Below are 13143 nucleotides of genomic sequence, written 5' to 3'. Positions count from 1 at the left end.
GGGCGCACGCGGGGGCGTAATGCTTTGGTAACCTAACGCCAAAGCCGCGACTGTAAATATCATGCGCGACGACGTAAGGATGTAAGCCATGACGGATATGGCTTTCAACGATCGCTCGACCCCCCTCACGCTGCTAGCGACGCGCCGGTCGGGCAAGCCCCGCGACCTGGTCGCGCCGGGCCCGGACGCGGCCGAACTGGCGGACATGCTGGCCATCGCGGCGCGCACGCCCGACCATGGCAAGCTGGCCCCCTGGCGCTTCGTGATCGTGCCGACCGAGGCGCGCGGGAAGCTGGCGGAGGTCATCACCAGCGCCTATCGCGCCGAACGGCCGCAGGCGGGCGCGACCGAGATCGCCTCGCTCGAACAGTTCGCGCACCAGGCCCCGTCGCTGGTGGTCGTGCTGTCGTCCCCGCGCCCCGACAGCCATATTCCGATGTGGGAACAGGAATTGTCGGCAGGTGCGGCGTGCATGAACCTGCTCCATGCCGCCCATGCGCTGGGCTATGCGGGCGGCTGGCTGACCGGCTGGCCCGCCTTTTCGGAGGCGGTGCGCAATGCGTTCGGGACCGCGCCCGAGCGGATCGTCGGCTTCGTCTTCCTCGGCACGCCCGGCCGCCCGCTCGAGGAACGCCCGCGCCCGGACATGGCGCGGATCGTGTCGACGTGGAACGGATAAGCCGAGCAGCGGCCGCGACGGAATTGCAAACGTTCGCAGGCTTTGCCCTCGACACCGCCCCTCGCGTGCTGTATTAACTCGGCATGACAGCTCTTAGCGGCGACGACAGCCCGGTTTACATCCGCCTGCGCGGCACGATCGCGGCAGGTATCCTCAACGGCACTTATCGCACGGGGGACCAGCTTCCTTCGGTGCGCGCGCTGGCCGCCGAGCAGGGGGCGAACCCGCTGACCGTCGCCAAGGCGTATCAGAGCTTTCAGGACGACGGCTATGTCGAGGTGCGGCGCGGGGTCGGCATGTTCGTGCTGCCGGGCGCCGCCGACCGCCTGCGCGCCGCCGAGCGTCAGACGTTCCTGTCGGTGCAGTGGCCGCGCATCCGCGACCATATCGACCTGCTCGGCCTGGACGCGACCGACCTGCTCAGCGTCGAGCGCGTCTGACCTTCGGGCGGATCGCACCCGCGATCAGTCCGGTCGCCACGACCCACAGGGCCGCCAGTCCGGTCAGAACGGCCAGCGTCCGCCACACCCAGCCCCAGGTCCCGCTCATGCCACGGCCGTCATGTAGCCGCTGGACCCAGGTCAGCATGACCGGTGCCGCACGCCCGGTCGCGGCCACCGCACCGGCGCTGTCGTCGGCGACTTTCACCACGCTCATGGTGTTTCCCGCATAATAAAGTGTCCAGTCGGGCGAGCGCTCGGTCGGCCAGGCGATCATGCCAAGCGTCCCATGGGCCAGCGGCCGGGCGCTGGCGACGACGCGTTCCACGGGCAGCGCCGGGCGGGGGAGCGGCAGGACGGGCACGCGGCTGTCCACCTCACCCGAAAAGGCCAGCGCCACGCCGCTTGCCGCCATCACCAGCACCGGGACTGTCGACCATAGCCCGACGGTGCGGTGCCAGCGCGGTGCCCTGTCGGTGCGTCGCTTCGCCTTGCGCTGGGGCCGCCACAGCATCCACAGCCCGCTCAGCGTCACGACAATCAAACCGATCCCGATCACGCCGACGATCGCGCGGCCCGCGCCCGACAGGAACAGCCCGTCATGCCCGCGTCGCAACATGCCCAGCACACCGCCACCCTGCCAGGCACTGGCCAATATCCCGGCGGTGGCCGGATCGAGGAACAACAGGCGGCGCGCCCGGTCGCTGGGGCGGTCGAGCGTCACCACCACCGGCGACGATCCCTGCTCCAGCGACAGGGCGGCGATCCGTTCGCCCGGGCGCAGGCGACGATGCGCGGCGTCGGCATAGCGATCGGCGGGCAGGCGCTGCTCACCGCTGATCCGATAGCGCGCGGGCGACGCGATCCGCTCGATCAACGGCGCGCAGGCCAGGATCGTGCCCGACAGCGCCAGTGCCATGGCGAACAGGCCGACCGCCAGCCCCAGCCAGCGATGGACCCGCAATCCCGTATCGCGAAGGGTAATCCCGGCCACACAAACCCCGAAACAGACGGCGCGCCCTGCCGTAGGCGAGCGGCGGCGTCAATGCGCGGCCTTTCTCCATCCCCACCCCCCGCCCTTGCCCCAGGGACGGCGGTCATTCCTTGGCCTTCGACTTCGCTCAGGCTGAACGGTGGTTGGGATGGCGTTCGCGCAGAGGGGCAGAGAAGGTGGAGCTGGCAAGGCGCTGGCGTGGGGGGCACCCTATAGCCGTTCAGGCCGAGCGCAGTCGAAGCCCACGTTCCGCCCTCGCCCCAAGGACAACGGTCATCCTTTGGCCTTCCACTATGCTCAAGCTGGAACGGAGGGTGGGAAGCGGGAAGGGTTTTTGGTTCGCGCGGAGGACGCAGAGAAGAAGGGCTCAGGAAATGGACGCTCTGGTCCGTCACTCCCCCTCTGCGTTCTCCGCGCCTCTGCGCGAACCCCATCAGCGTCGCAGGAACAGCCAGGACCGGATCGCACTCGCCAGGTTCGGCGGGTCGTCCGCTACGATACGCAACGCGTCGATTTCCGCCACCAGCGCGGAAAGCGGCAGGCCATGGGCGACCGCCTGTTCCTCCAGCGCGGTCCAGAACACCGGCTCCAGGCTGATCGAGGTCTGGTGCCCCGCAATGGTGATCGAGCGTTTCACCGGCCCGACAAAGCCGTGTGCCGGGGCGGCGATCCGGCTCATTCGGTGTCGAAGAGGCTGGCCAGCTGCTCGATGATCGTGCCGCCCAGCTGTTCGGCGTCCATGATCGTCACGGCCCGCGCATAATAGCGGGTCACGTCATGGCCGATGCCGATCGCGATCAGCTCGACCGGGCTCTTGCCCTCGATCCAACCGATCACCTGGCGCAGGTGCCGCTCCAGATAGCTGCCCGAATTGACCGACAGGGTGGAATCATCGACCGGCGCGCCGTCGGAGATGACCATCAGGATGCGCCGCTCCTCGGGCCGCGCGATCAGGCGGCTGTGCGCCCACATCAGCGCCTCGCCGTCGATATTCTCCTTGAGCAGCCCCTCGCGCATCATCAGGCCCAGATTGTTGCGCGCGCGCCGCCACGGCTCGTCGGCCTGTTTGTAGACGATGTGGCGGATGTCGTTCAGCCGCCCGGGCTGCGGCGGACGTCCGGCCGCCAGCCACGTCTCGCGGCTCTGCCCGCCCTTCCACGCGCGGGTGGTGAAGCCGAGGATCTCGGTCTTCACCCCGCACCGCTCCAGCGTGCGGGCAAGAATATCGGCGGAGATGGCGGCGATGCCGATCGGCCGCCCGCGCATCGACCCCGAATTGTCGATCAACAGCGTGACGACGGTATCGCGGAAATCGGTGTCGCGCTCGATCTTGTAGGATAGCGACTGGCCGGGATTGACCACCACGCGGGCGAGGCGCGCCGCGTCGAGAATCCCCTCTTCCTGGTCGAAGTCCCAGGACCGCGACTGTTGCGCCATCAACCGGCGTTGCAGGCGGTTGGCGAGCTTCGACACCGCCGATTGCAGATGCGCCAGCTGCTGGTCGAGATAGCCGCGAAGCCGTGCCAGCTCGTCGGCGTCGCACAGCTCCCCGGCCGCGACCACCTCGTCATATTGGGTGGTCCAGGGCTTGTAGTCGAACTGCGACGCCAGATCGTTCATCGGGCGATTGGGGCGGGTCGGCTGGCTGCCTTCATCGCCGTCCTCGCCGGGTTCGCCGTCGAGATCGTCGAAGGATTCCTGGCTCTGGTCCTGGGACTCGCCGTCCTCGCTGTCCGAGTCGCGCTTCTCGGCGCGCGCCTCTACCTCGCCTTCGCCCTGACCCTGCTGGTCGTCATTCTCGTCGCTCTCGTCCTCGTTCTGCTGATCCTCGCCTTCCTGGTCGTCGCCGCCTTCATCGGACTGTTCGGGTTCGGCGGGGGGCTCGGCAAGTTCGAGGTCGGCAAGCATCCGGGCGGCGAGCGTCTGGAACGCCTTCTGGTCGTCCATCGCGCCCGCCAGCGCATCGAGATTGGTCGCCCCTTCCAGCCAGTCGCGGACCAGCGCCAGCGCGGGCGCGGTTTCGGCCGGGGAGGGGCGCCCCGTCATCCGCTCGCGCAGAAGTAGCCCCAGGGCCGTCGACAGCGGTACTTCGTCGCGGTTGCGCGCCCGCGTCAGCGGGTCGGAACGCAGCCGGACGTCGAGCGCATGGGCAAGATTGTCGCCGATCCCGGCATAACCGCGCGCGCCCAGCGCCTCGACCCGCGCCGTCTCGACCGCGTCATAGACCGCGCGCGCGACCGCCTCGACCGGGGCGGCACGAGCGTGGAGCGCGGTGTCGTGCAGCTTCAGCCGGAGCGCGAAGGCGTCGGCGAAGCCGCGCGCTTCCGCCACCTGTTCGGGCGGCAGCGCACGGCCGGGCATCGGCACGCGGATATGCTTGCCCGAGGAGGTCGGCGCATCGGCGGTGAAGGCAAGCTCGACCTCCGGCTCCTGCGCGAGCGCGCGTGCCGTGCCGCCGAGGACCGCCTTGAACCGGTCGAGAGGGGTTTCGTTCGCCAAGGAGATCAGGCCCGGCCGACAACGCTTTCGGGCAGGTCCTTGCCGAAGACGCGCTGATAATATTCCGCCACCAGTGCGCGTTCGTTCTCGTCGCACTTGTTCAGGAACGACAGGCGGAAGGCGAAGCCCGGATCGCCGAAGATCAGCGTGTTCTGCGCCCAGGTGATGACCGTGCGTGGGCTCATCACGGTCGAGATGTCGCCGTTGACGAAGCCCTTGCGGGTCATGTCGGCGACGCGGACCATATTCTCGACCAGCTGCTTGCCGTCGGGCTTGTCATATTCGCCCGACTTGGCGAGCACGATCTGCGCCTCGGTTGCGGCGGGCAGATAGTTGAGCGTGACCACGATGTTCCAGCGGTCCATCTGGCCCTGGTTGATCTGCTGCGTGCCATGGTACAGCCCGCTGGTGTCGCCCAGGCCGACCGTGTTGGCGGTGGCGAACAGGCGGAACCACTTGTTCGGACGGATGACGCGGTTCTGGTCGAGCAGGGTCAACTTGCCTTCCGTCTCCAGCACGCGCTGGATCACGAACATCACGTCGGGGCGGCCCGCATCATATTCGTCGAAGACGAGCGCGGTCGGCGTCTGAAGCGCCCAGGGGAGCAGGCCCTCGCGGAATTCGGTCACCTGCTGCCCGTCCTTCAGGACGATGGCGTCGCGGCCGATCAGGTCGATACGGCTGATATGCGCGTCCAGGTTGATGCGGATGCACGGCCAGTTCAGGCGCGCGGCGACCTGTTCGATATGGCTCGACTTGCCGGTGCCGTGATAGCCCTGCACCATCACGCGGCGATTGTGCGCAAAGCCCGCAATGATCGCCAGCGTCGTGTCGGGATCGAACACATAGGCGGGATCGAGATCGGGGACGCGCTCGTCCGATACCGAAAAGGCCGGAACCTCCATGTCGGTGTCGATGCCGAACAGGTCGCGCACCGACACCATCTTGTCGGGCGCATCGAGAATCGTCGTATCGCGGCTGTCGGGAAGCGTATTCGGGATATCGGTCATCAGGCCCTCTTCTCGTCGCTAAACGCCTTAGGCCAAGCGCGGCTCCCTACTCAATGGCAAGGATCGTCACGAAAGCGATCGCGACGCGATTGCGGGGTGCGGTTTTCGGGATCATCCTCACCCTCGAGTCGGTACCAGATGCGGCGGCAGACCCGTTCGTGGGTGACGATCAGGCGCGAAAAGGGGTGGGCGTCATGGCGAATTTCATCTGGTACGAACTGCTGACCGACGATGCGATCGCGGCGCAGGATTTCTATGCGCGGCTGATCGGCTGGCAGGTCGGGGACAGCGGCATATCCGGCATCGACTATCGCATCCTGGCGACGCCGGAGGGCGAGGCGATCGGCGGGGTGATGCAGCGTCCGCCGGGATCGCCGGGCGGTCCGGTCTGGCTCGGCTATCTCCCGGTCGTCGATGTCGACGAATCGGTCGAGGCGATCGTCGAGGATGGTGGTCAGCTGCTGATGCCCGCCTGGACCATGGCGGGGGTGGGGCGCATGGCGCTGGTCACCGACCTGCTGGGCGCGCCCTTCTATCTGATGGCGGCCGAGAGCGACCAGCCGTCGCGCGCCTTTGTCGAGCATGGTACCGGCGAGGCGACCGGCCATGTCGTCTGGAACGAACGGATCTCCAGCGATCCCGACCGCGCGCTCGCCTTTTTCGGGCGGCATTTCGGCTGGGTCCATCAGGGCGGCATGCCGATGGGCGAGCTGGGCGAATATCGGTTCATCGCCGATGGGCCGGTGGTGCTCGGGGCACTGATGGGCTGCCCGCCGGGCGGGACGCCGGGGTGGCGCTTCTATTTCGCGGTCGCGGATATCGATGCGGCGGCGGCGCGGGTGACCGAGCTGGGCGGGACAATCGAATATGGGCCGGTGGAGATACCGGGCGGGGACTTTTCGATGTCGGCGCTCGATCCGCAGGGCGCGCGATTCGGGCTGGTCGGGCGGCGGAAATGACAATCCTCCCCGGCACGGGGAGGGGGACCGCCGCGCAGCGGTGGTGGAGGGGGCTCGCCAGATGGGACGTCCCTTCGTGGAAGCCCCCCTCCGCCAGCGCTGCGCGCTGCCACCTCCCCGTGCCGGGGAGGATCAGGCGAACGCCGGGGCCTGGCGGAGCTGCTGATACGCCGCGATCACCTTCTGCAACCGCCCCTCATGGCTCCGGTCGCCGCCGTTGCGGTCGGGATGATAACGCCGGACGAGCTCGCTATACCGCCGCCGCAGCGCGCTGCGATCCGCATCCGCCTCCAGCCCCAGGACCTTCAGGCTCTCGCGATCCTGCCCCGACAGCGGCTTGCCGTCCGAGCGCTCGGGTGCGGCCTCACGGCGATAGCGCGCGGCGATCGCGTCGAGCGGATCGGAGAAATCGGCCCAGCGCGGTCCCGGATCGGTGCCGTTCTGTGCAAAGGCGCGCGTCTCGCGCTCCCAGCCCGAATAGGGGCGTTGCGCGCGATGGATTTCGTCCGCGCTCATGCCGTCGAAGAAGTTGTAGCGACTGTTGAACGCCCGCACATGGTCCAGGCAGAACCAGCGGAACCGGCCCGGCCCGTCGCCGCTGCGCGTGCCCTCCGCCGGCGGCGCGCGGAACTCGCCCGCTTCCTGGCAACCGGCGTGATCGCACACCCGGTCGCTATTCTCGACCCGGCCGTGAAAACGCGCACCGGGTTTTGATTTGGAGGTATCGCTGCTCGACCGACGCGTCACTGCTATCCGCTTGTCCCGAAAAACCGTCTATATAGGGGCCATGACCGATATCACCACCGCTCCGCCCGCCCTTTCGATCGCCGACCAGATCACCGCTCGCCTGACTGCGGCGCTGTCGCCCACCCGGCTTGACGTCATCAACGAAAGCGCGATGCACAGCGGCCATCTGGGCGATGACGGCACCGGCGAGAGTCATTTCCGCGTCGTTGTGGAATCACCCGCATTCGCCGGTCAGTCGCGTGTCGCCCGCCAGCGCATGGTGAACCACGCGCTCGCCGATTTGTTGGCCGAGCGTATCCATGCGCTGGCGATCAGCGCGACGGCACCCGGAGAATAATCCATGCCCTATGACCTGTGGTACTGGCCCGGCCTGCCGGGACGCGGCGAGTTCGTCCGGCTGGCGCTGGAGGCCGCAGGTCTGCCGTACCGCGACCGGGGCGTGGAGGAGGGGGCCGAGGCGCTGCTCGTCGATATGCGAAAAGGCGTACGTCCGCCTTTCGCGCCGCCCTATCTGCGGGTCGGGGGACAGGCGATCGCGCAGGTCGCCAACATCCTCCACTGGCTGACCGAGCGGCACGATCTCGCCCCGCAGCCCGAGCGCGTCTGGCTCCACCAGTTGCAACTGACGATCAGCGACATGGTGGCCGAGGTGCACAATGTGCACCATCCGGTGGCGACCGGCGCCTATTATCACGAGCAGAAGGCCGAGGCCGCCCGCGCCGCCGCACAGTTCCGGGACGAGCGTATCCCGAAATTCCTCGGCTATTTCGACGACGCGCTGGAGGACCGCGACTGGATGGCGGGCGGGCGCTGGTCGCCGGTCGACACCTCGCTGTTCCAGCTGGTGGCGGGGCTGCGCTACATGTTTCCCCGGCGCATGGCGGCGGTGGAGGGTCGGTATCCCGCGCTGATGGCCTTGCACGACCGCGTGAAAACCCTGCCCGGCATCGCCGCCTATCTGGACAGCGACCGGCGACAGGCGTTCAACGAAGACGGAATTTTCCGCCATTACCCGGAGCTTGATGCCGCATGACCCGCTTGCCCCGACCCGCCGCGCGTATCCTGCTGGTCGATGCGGCCGGGCGGACGCTGATGTTCCGCTTCACCCCGGACGACCGCCCGCCCTTCTGGTGCACGCCGGGCGGCGCGGTCGATCCGGGCGAGAGTTACGAGGACGCCGCGCGTCGCGAACTGCTGGAGGAAACCGGGCTCGACCGCGATTGCGGGCCGCAGGTGGCCCGGCGTCAGGTCGAGTTTCGCACCATCGAGGGTGTCGAGGTCGAGGCCGACGAACGCTATTTCCGCGTCGATATCGACGCGCATGAGGTATCGGGCGCGGGCCATACCGCGCTGGAGCAGCGGGTCATGCAGAGCTGGCGCTGGTTTACCCGCGACGAACTGGCGGTCCATGCCGAGCCCTATTTCCCGACCGACCTGATCGCGCTGCTCGACGCCACGGAGGCGACACATGTTTGACGATTTCCTGCTGCGTACCCTGCAACCCTCCACCCACGACCTGGGCGGGTTCAAGGTGCACCGGACGCTGCCCAACAAGGAGCGGACGATGGTCGGCCCCTTCCTGTTCTTCGACCAGATGGGCCCGGCGCAGCTGCAGCCCGGCACGGGCATCGATGTGCGACCGCATCCACATATCAACCTTGCGACCGTCACCTATTTGTTCGACGGCGCGATCGGCCACCGCGATTCGCTGGGCAGCGACCTGGTGATCGAGCCGGGGGCGGTCAACCTGATGACGGCGGGGCACGGCATCGTCCATTCCGAACGCTCGCCCGATGCCGCACGGCCGCAGGGGCCGATGCTCTCGGGTATCCAGACCTGGCTGGCGCTTCCCGAGGCGCTGGAGGAAATGGACCCGGCCTTCGAGCATGTCCCGGCGAGCGCACTGCCCGAAATTCAGGGGCAGGGCGCGACCGCGCGGATCATCATGGGCGAATTGTGGGGACAGCGCGCGCCGACCACCACCTATGCTGGCACCATCTATGCCGACATCGCGCTGGAGCCGGGCGGAAGCATTCCGATCGACGCGAGTGCCGAGGAGCGCGCCGTCTATTGCGCGCTGGGCGAGGCGAGCCTGGAGGGCATGACGCTGGAGCCGCAGCGGCTCTACATCCTGAAGCCGGGGATCGCGGCGACGTTGCGCTCCGAATCGGGCGGGCGGGTGATGCTGTGCGGCGGCGATGCGTTCACGACGCCGCGGCACGTGTGGTGGAATTTCGTCTCGTCGCGCCGCGATCGGATCGATGAGGCCAAGCGGGCCTGGAAGGCGCGCGAGTTTCCGACCGTGCCGGGCGACGCCGCCGAGCGGATCGAGATCCCGGAAATCCCGAAGACCGTCAGCTATCCGTGATGGTCGGGATGTCGCTGCCTGGATGACGGGGTGAGCGAACTGCCAAGTTCGCGCGCGCTCGGCGCGTCCACCCTTCTATTTTCCACTGGAACCAGTCGACATTCAGGCCGCACCTTATCCATTTCTCCCCTGCAAGGGGAGGAATGGAATGAATGTCGATTGGCCTAAGGTCCGGTCTCGGTGAGACGCCTTGCCCTCCCCCGGCCCCTCCCGCTTGCGGGAGGGGAGAAGAGTGGGATGGTGGCCCCGGTCAGTTGACCTGCACGCCCTTCCAGAAGGCGATACGGCCCCGGATATTCTCCGCCTTCGGCTTGGGATCGGGATAATACCAGGCGGCATCGGGATTGTCCGCGCCGTCGACGTGCAGGCCATAGTAATGCGCGGTTCCCTTCCACGGGCAGATCGACGTCGTGTCGCTGGGCCGCAGGACCGACGGATCGACCGTCTCGACCGGGAAATAATGGTTTCCCTCCACGATCACGGTGTCGTCGCTCCGGGCGATGACCGATCCGTTCCAGCGTGCCTCGACCATGATATCTCTCCTCTAAGGGCAGCACGTCGGATCGGCGCGCGTCATCTTCAAGTCGGGTGTCGAATGAGGGATCGTTTTCGCCCGGATCGTGGTAGCACCCCGTCCATGCTCAAAACCCGAATGAAGCGCCTCGCGGCGGACCAGCAGCGTTCGCTCGATCGCCTTGCCGCGATCGAAGCGGCGGTGGCCGCGCTGGGCAACGAAGACCTGCTCGACCTGGCCGATATCTTTGCCGGGGGCGAAGCATCGCCGTTGCACGAGATGGCGCAGGCCGAAATGGGCCGCCGCAATATCCGGCTATAGCGGGGCCTGTCGCGTACCGACACGAATTTTGCGTCGAACGTCATGGTCGACCGCGAGCTGATCACGAGTCAGAATCCCGCATCGGATCGCGCCCTGGCCAATGCCCTGACCGAGGCGCTCGGCCGTACCGCATGAGGACCCGGATGACGGGTGAGGCGCTTAGGATGCGTCCCACCCTCAACACCCCATCGACAAGGACCGATGCCATGACCGTTCCTGTGAAAGCTCCAGTAAAGATCGTTGCCGTCCTGACCGCTCGGGCGGGCACCGCCGATCGGCTGCGCGCCCTGCTCGACTCCATGCTCGAGCCCAGCCGCGCCGAACCGGGCAACCTGCGCTACGACCTCTGGCAGGACCAGGGCAACGCCGACCGTTTCATCCTAGACGAACTGTACGTGGATGGGGATGCCATCGCCGCCCACCGCGCAACGCCGCATTTCCAGAACTATCTTGCCCGGATCGGCGATCTTGCGGAGCGCGAGGCCTTCGTCCTCGATCCCGTCGCCATCACCGGCATCGGTGCCGAGCCCGCGCGTCTGCTCGCATAGCGCGGCGCCAAGGTCGCTATCGCGGCACGGTGTCAGGACAAGCTCGACGCGATCGTCATCCAGCCGATCGCCCGGCAGTTCTGTTTCCAGCATAGGCCGGGGCATGTGCGGCTACGGCTTCGCATGTCCCGTTCGGCGCGGCGCGTATGCGATAGTATCGATGTCATGGAGACTGGCGGAACGGTCGTCCGCATCCTGACAAAGCCGTATAGACCGGCGTCCGCACCACTGGCGAACATCTACGCCACAAGAGGTGGCGGGGTCATCGATGTCAGGAAAATGGTGCCCAAGGGCGGGATCGAACCACCGACACTGCGATTTTCAGTCGCATGCTCTACCAACTGAGCTACTTGGGCCCAAACCGCGATTGCGATTGGAGGCGTGCCTTTACGGGTGGCTTTCGCCGGTGTCCAGCCCCTCTTCGTCATTTTCTTTGACCGGAATGCGATAACCTTCGCCCAGCCATTGCAGCAGGTCGCGATCCTTGCACCCGCGTGAGCAGAAGGGGGCGTGTTCGGCGGCGGTCGGCTTGTCGCAGATCGGGCAGGTGGTCATGAGCGTTCCAGTTGCAGGGGGCGGCCGGTGCGGCGCTCCAGCGCCTCGCGCCAGTCGGGGTGCGCCATCAGGCGATCGTAAACGGGACCGGGCACGCGGTAGGTCGGCGCGGGGCCGGGCGGCTCGCGCTCCCATTGGCGGAGCAGCGCGCGGGCGCGAGCACCGATGGGGTCGATGCCGAGCCGTTCGGGAATCGAGGCGCGCGGGCGCGGGCGCACGATCTGGAGGAAGCCGAAGCCGTTGACCGCCGTCCGCTCGAAGGGGAGGGGCAGCGCGGCGTCCAGCGCCTCCGCCACCGCCTGGCGCGGGCCCTTGCCCTCCAGCGTGGGGAAGTCGATGCCGATCGAGCCGCCAATGCCGTGGCGCAGGATGCTCTCCGCCACCGCGCGCGCCGCGGCGATGGACAGGGGTTCGTGCGGGGGTGATCCGTCGACATCGAACAGCGTCATCGCCGGGGTCGGCGTCATGCGCAGCACGCCCGCGCCGAATCCGATCTCACCGGTAACGGCCTCGTCGAGCAGTTCGGACCAGCCCGCCGCTTCCAGATCGTCGGGCCGATGTGGCAGAATTTCGCGCACGGGAAGGCCCGTAGCGGCGATTCGCGCGCGCAGATCGGGGCCGGGGGTGGGCGTGGCCTCTTCGGGTGCGACCTGCGCCTTGGGCAGCTTGGACCGGCCGCGCTCGGGGATCGCTTCGCGCGTGACGATGACGGTCAGCGCGGCTCCTTGCGTCATGCCCCTGGGCACGGGCGCGAGCAGTACGTCGCCGCCTTGCGCCAGCGTCACCCGGCCCTGCCGACCGGGGAGCAATTCGACCAGCCGCCCCTCGGCCACCGTGCCGACGGTCAGTGTGCCGGTCAGCTCGATCGCCGCCTGGACGATGCGGCCATCCGCGACCAGCGCAGCGCGCGCCTCACCGATCCCGGCCTCGTAGAGCCATTCAGACAAGCGGCAGTCCGGCGGCTTTCAACAGGGCACGGGTTTCGAACAGGGGCAGGCCGATGACGCCCGAATGCGACCCTTGCAGGAAGCGCACAAAGGCCTCGGCGCGGCCCTGGATGGCATAGCCCCCGGCCTTGCCCAGTCCTTCGCCGCACGCGATGTACGCATCGATCTCGTCTTCGGAGAGCGGCTTGAACGCGACGATGGTGTCGGCCAGTCGGGTGCGTGTCTTGCCGGTGGCGTCGATCACGCACACCGCGGACAGCGCATGGTGCCGCCGCCCGGACATCAGGCGCAGCAGCTTGCGCTGGACGTCTTGCGTGTCGGCGGGGGGCAGGATCCGGCGGCCGAGCGCGATGGTGGTGTCGCCCGCGACGACCACCTCACCTTCGGCACGATCGACCGCGTGCGCCTTTTCCACCGCCAGCCGCAGCGCGTAGACGCGGGGAAGCTCGGCGGGGCGGGGGGCTTCGTCGATATCGGGCGAGGCGACGCGGTCGGGCACGATTCCCAGCCGCGCCAGCAGATCGCGGCGGCGCGGGGAGGACGATGCAAGGACGAGCGGCAT

Annotated in this window: 18 protein-coding genes and 1 tRNA gene; 9 read left to right on the top strand and 10 right to left on the bottom strand. The window is 67.8% G+C overall.

The features are described 5' to 3' along the window. Nucleotides 1-88 precede the first annotated feature (88 nt). Together U1703_RS08100 and U1703_RS08095 are read left to right on the top strand one after the other, a co-directional pair. Nucleotides 89-679 carry a nitroreductase family protein gene (locus U1703_RS08100; protein ID WP_332785282.1) on the top strand — a complete coding sequence of 197 codons (591 nt, stop codon included), beginning with the start codon at nucleotides 89-91 and terminating at the stop codon, nucleotides 677-679. An 83-nt stretch (nucleotides 680-762) separates the two neighbouring features. Next, nucleotides 763-1119 carry a GntR family transcriptional regulator gene (locus tag U1703_RS08095; protein WP_320451342.1) on the top strand — a complete coding sequence of 119 codons (357 nt, stop codon included), beginning with the start codon at nucleotides 763-765 and terminating at the stop codon, nucleotides 1117-1119. On the opposite strand, the gene U1703_RS08090 is transcribed toward U1703_RS08095, so the two are convergent. The 4 genes from U1703_RS08090 to cobS all read right to left on the bottom strand — a co-directional run bounded on the left by U1703_RS08090 (nucleotide 1100) and on the right by cobS (nucleotide 5622). Then, the gene (locus U1703_RS08090; protein WP_332785281.1) at nucleotides 1100-2113 is read right to left on the bottom strand and encodes a PepSY-associated TM helix domain-containing protein; all 1014 of its coding nucleotides are present in this window, start codon (nucleotides 2111-2113) and stop codon (nucleotides 1100-1102) included. The genes U1703_RS08095 and U1703_RS08090 overlap by 20 nt on opposite strands. 433 nt (nucleotides 2114-2546) lie before the next feature. Next, a complete protein-coding gene (locus tag U1703_RS08085) occupies nucleotides 2547-2792 on the bottom strand; it encodes a ribbon-helix-helix domain-containing protein (protein WP_320451344.1) in 246 nt (81 codons plus the stop codon). Then, nucleotides 2789-4612, bottom strand: a complete 1824-nt coding sequence (gene cobT, locus U1703_RS08080; RefSeq protein ID WP_332785280.1) for a cobaltochelatase subunit CobT — start codon at nucleotides 4610-4612, stop codon at nucleotides 2789-2791. Before cobT ends, U1703_RS08085 begins: the two co-directional genes overlap by 4 nt. Nucleotides 4613-4617: 5 nt before the next feature. Continuing rightward, nucleotides 4618-5622: a cobaltochelatase subunit CobS gene (cobS, locus tag U1703_RS08075; RefSeq protein WP_332785279.1), complete on the bottom strand. Its 1005-nt coding sequence runs from the start codon at nucleotides 5620-5622 to the stop codon at nucleotides 4618-4620. A 194-nt stretch (nucleotides 5623-5816) separates the two neighbouring features. Between cobS and U1703_RS08070 the strand changes: the two genes are divergently transcribed. Further along, nucleotides 5817-6581, top strand: a complete 765-nt coding sequence (locus U1703_RS08070; RefSeq protein ID WP_332785278.1) for a VOC family protein — start codon at nucleotides 5817-5819, stop codon at nucleotides 6579-6581. Between the two features lie 132 nt (nucleotides 6582-6713). On the opposite strand, the gene U1703_RS08065 is transcribed toward U1703_RS08070, so the two are convergent. Beyond that, nucleotides 6714-7328 (bottom strand): J domain-containing protein, encoded by a 615-nt coding sequence (locus U1703_RS08065; protein ID WP_332785277.1) that lies wholly within the window; start codon nucleotides 7326-7328, stop codon nucleotides 6714-6716. 40 nt (nucleotides 7329-7368) lie between these two features. Between U1703_RS08065 and U1703_RS08060 the strand changes: the two genes are divergently transcribed. From U1703_RS08060 to U1703_RS08045, 4 genes are read left to right on the top strand one after another with little or no spacing between them, the layout of a single operon-like run. Beyond that, nucleotides 7369-7665 carry a BolA family protein gene (locus U1703_RS08060; protein WP_332785276.1) on the top strand — a complete coding sequence of 99 codons (297 nt, stop codon included), beginning with the start codon at nucleotides 7369-7371 and terminating at the stop codon, nucleotides 7663-7665. 3 nt (nucleotides 7666-7668) lie between these two features. Next, nucleotides 7669-8361 carry a glutathione S-transferase gene (locus tag U1703_RS08055; RefSeq protein WP_332785275.1) on the top strand — a complete coding sequence of 231 codons (693 nt, stop codon included), beginning with the start codon at nucleotides 7669-7671 and terminating at the stop codon, nucleotides 8359-8361. After that, the gene (locus U1703_RS08050) at nucleotides 8358-8804 is read left to right on the top strand and encodes an NUDIX hydrolase (RefSeq protein ID WP_332785274.1); all 447 of its coding nucleotides are present in this window, start codon (nucleotides 8358-8360) and stop codon (nucleotides 8802-8804) included. The genes U1703_RS08055 and U1703_RS08050 overlap by 4 nt, the downstream gene beginning before the upstream one ends. Then, nucleotides 8797-9696: a pirin family protein gene (locus U1703_RS08045; protein WP_332785273.1), complete on the top strand. Its 900-nt coding sequence runs from the start codon at nucleotides 8797-8799 to the stop codon at nucleotides 9694-9696. Before U1703_RS08050 ends, U1703_RS08045 begins: the two co-directional genes overlap by 8 nt. 250 nt (nucleotides 9697-9946) lie before the next feature. On the opposite strand, the gene U1703_RS08040 is transcribed toward U1703_RS08045, so the two are convergent. After that, nucleotides 9947-10228 carry a DUF427 domain-containing protein gene (locus U1703_RS08040; protein WP_332785272.1) on the bottom strand — a complete coding sequence of 94 codons (282 nt, stop codon included), beginning with the start codon at nucleotides 10226-10228 and terminating at the stop codon, nucleotides 9947-9949. Nucleotides 10229-10348: 120 nt separating this feature from the next. Here U1703_RS08040 and U1703_RS08035 point away from each other — a divergent pair, with 120 nt between their 5' ends. Then, entirely contained in the window at nucleotides 10349-10531 is a 183-nt protein-coding gene (locus U1703_RS08035; protein ID WP_320451354.1) for a hypothetical protein, read from the top strand. Between the two features lie 206 nt (nucleotides 10532-10737). Next, the gene (locus U1703_RS08030; protein WP_332785271.1) at nucleotides 10738-11079 is read left to right on the top strand and encodes a putative quinol monooxygenase; all 342 of its coding nucleotides are present in this window, start codon (nucleotides 10738-10740) and stop codon (nucleotides 11077-11079) included. Between the two features lie 280 nt (nucleotides 11080-11359). On the opposite strand, the gene U1703_RS08025 is transcribed toward U1703_RS08030, so the two are convergent. From U1703_RS08025 to U1703_RS08010, 4 genes are all read right to left on the bottom strand, one after another. Further along, nucleotides 11360-11435 (bottom strand) — tRNA-Phe (locus tag U1703_RS08025). Nucleotides 11436-11466: 31 nt separating this feature from the next. Then, on the bottom strand, nucleotides 11467-11634 hold the full coding sequence (locus U1703_RS08020) for a DNA gyrase inhibitor YacG (RefSeq protein ID WP_219018900.1): 168 nt from the start codon (nucleotides 11632-11634) through the stop codon (nucleotides 11467-11469). Beyond that, the gene (locus U1703_RS08015) at nucleotides 11631-12581 is read right to left on the bottom strand and encodes an Rne/Rng family ribonuclease (protein WP_332785270.1); all 951 of its coding nucleotides are present in this window, start codon (nucleotides 12579-12581) and stop codon (nucleotides 11631-11633) included. The genes U1703_RS08020 and U1703_RS08015 overlap by 4 nt, the downstream gene beginning before the upstream one ends. Beyond that, nucleotides 12574-13143, bottom strand: a complete 570-nt coding sequence (locus U1703_RS08010; protein WP_332785269.1) for a Maf family protein — start codon at nucleotides 13141-13143, stop codon at nucleotides 12574-12576. The genes U1703_RS08015 and U1703_RS08010 overlap by 8 nt, the downstream gene beginning before the upstream one ends.

This window comes from Sphingomonas flavida (genome assembly GCF_036663655.1).
Classification (GTDB): Bacteria; Pseudomonadota; Alphaproteobacteria; order Sphingomonadales; family Sphingomonadaceae; genus Sphingomonas.
This window is presented reverse-complemented; position numbering and strand designations above follow the sequence as displayed.

What these genes read in the sequence shown, in the direction of transcription:
- U1703_RS08020 (WP_219018900.1), bottom strand. Translation starts at nt 11,634, where the DNA reads ATGACCACCTGCCCGATCTGCGACAAGCCGACCGCCGCCGAACACGCC.
- cobS (WP_332785279.1), bottom strand. Translation starts at nt 5,622, where the DNA reads ATGACCGATATCCCGAATACGCTTCCCGACAGCCGCGATACGACGATT.
- U1703_RS08010 (WP_332785269.1), bottom strand. Translation starts at nt 13,143, where the DNA reads ATGCCGCTCGTCCTTGCATCGTCCTCCCCGCGCCGCCGCGATCTGCTG.
- U1703_RS08050 (WP_332785274.1), top strand. Translation starts at nt 8,358, where the DNA reads ATGACCCGCTTGCCCCGACCCGCCGCGCGTATCCTGCTGGTCGATGCG.
- U1703_RS08045 (WP_332785273.1), top strand. Translation starts at nt 8,797, where the DNA reads ATGTTTGACGATTTCCTGCTGCGTACCCTGCAACCCTCCACCCACGAC.
- U1703_RS08085 (WP_320451344.1), bottom strand. Translation starts at nt 2,792, where the DNA reads ATGAGCCGGATCGCCGCCCCGGCACACGGCTTTGTCGGGCCGGTGAAA.
- U1703_RS08100 (WP_332785282.1), top strand. Translation starts at nt 89, where the DNA reads ATGACGGATATGGCTTTCAACGATCGCTCGACCCCCCTCACGCTGCTA.
- U1703_RS08030 (WP_332785271.1), top strand. Translation starts at nt 10,738, where the DNA reads ATGACCGTTCCTGTGAAAGCTCCAGTAAAGATCGTTGCCGTCCTGACC.
- U1703_RS08035 (WP_320451354.1), top strand. Translation starts at nt 10,349, where the DNA reads ATGAAGCGCCTCGCGGCGGACCAGCAGCGTTCGCTCGATCGCCTTGCC.
- U1703_RS08095 (WP_320451342.1), top strand. Translation starts at nt 763, where the DNA reads ATGACAGCTCTTAGCGGCGACGACAGCCCGGTTTACATCCGCCTGCGC.
- U1703_RS08060 (WP_332785276.1), top strand. Translation starts at nt 7,369, where the DNA reads ATGACCGATATCACCACCGCTCCGCCCGCCCTTTCGATCGCCGACCAG.
- U1703_RS08040 (WP_332785272.1), bottom strand. Translation starts at nt 10,228, where the DNA reads ATGGTCGAGGCACGCTGGAACGGATCGGTCATCGCCCGGAGCGACGAC.
- U1703_RS08055 (WP_332785275.1), top strand. Translation starts at nt 7,669, where the DNA reads ATGCCCTATGACCTGTGGTACTGGCCCGGCCTGCCGGGACGCGGCGAG.
- U1703_RS08070 (WP_332785278.1), top strand. Translation starts at nt 5,817, where the DNA reads ATGGCGAATTTCATCTGGTACGAACTGCTGACCGACGATGCGATCGCG.